The sequence below is a fragment of the Acidimicrobiia bacterium genome (genome assembly GCA_029210695.1).
Lineage (GTDB): Bacteria > Actinomycetota > Acidimicrobiia > Spongiisociales > JAHEDJ01 > JAHEDJ01.
Genome location: JARGFH010000159.1, coordinates 1 through 688, shown reverse-complemented (window position 1 = coordinate 688; position 688 = coordinate 1). Strand labels below are relative to the sequence as shown.

The following is a 688-nucleotide window of genomic DNA, read 5'->3' as shown; positions in this document are numbered from 1 at the left end:
CCACAATCCGGCCCACCCGACCCCGATTCAACCCCCAAAACCACCACCAGCCAACCGAATCGGTGGATCCAGGCTAAAACGTTCCGCCAAGGTGGCTTCGAGTTCTTCGATCTGTCGGTTGACCTCTTTGAGGATTCCCACCGTTGCTTTCACCGATGCGGCGAAGGCGGCCACAACTGGATCCGGTGCGACCAGTTGTTCGCTGCGGAGCGCAGCCTGGATCTGGCGGGCCCGCCGGTCAAGGTTGCGTTGCCGGCCGGCCCGTTTCAACACCGAACGGATCTGAGTGACACTGAGCCGTGCACCCACCGCAGGGTCTGGTGCACGTTCCAGCACGGCCAGAGTGTCCCGGTCGTCGAGATCATCGAAAGCTTCCAGGGCCGCGGGGTAATACTCCCGCAGAGCGTTCCGCAGCTGGTTGACATGCCGGGTCCGCACCCAGATCAGGTTCTGATGGGCCCGGGCCAACACTTTGATCGCTTCAACACCGGGTGTGTCCCCAGCGATCGGCCGGTGGTTATGCCGGTCGGTGCGGACCAGATCAGCCAACACCTTCGCATCACCAGCATCCGACTTCGCACCGGCCAGGTTGTGCCGGTCCCGATACCGAGATGTCGCCCGCCAGCGGGATGGGACCACCTTGAGATGAGTTTCGCCAGGGGGATGGGACCACCTGCTCGCCAGTGAT

Annotated in this window: 1 pseudogene; it reads right to left on the bottom strand. The window is 63.1% G+C overall.

The annotated features are described in order from the left end of the window. Positions 1 to 84: 84 nt before the first annotated feature. Positions 85 to 612, bottom strand: a pseudogene (locus P1T08_18880) (transposase). Between the last annotated feature and the right edge of the window lie 76 nt (positions 613 to 688).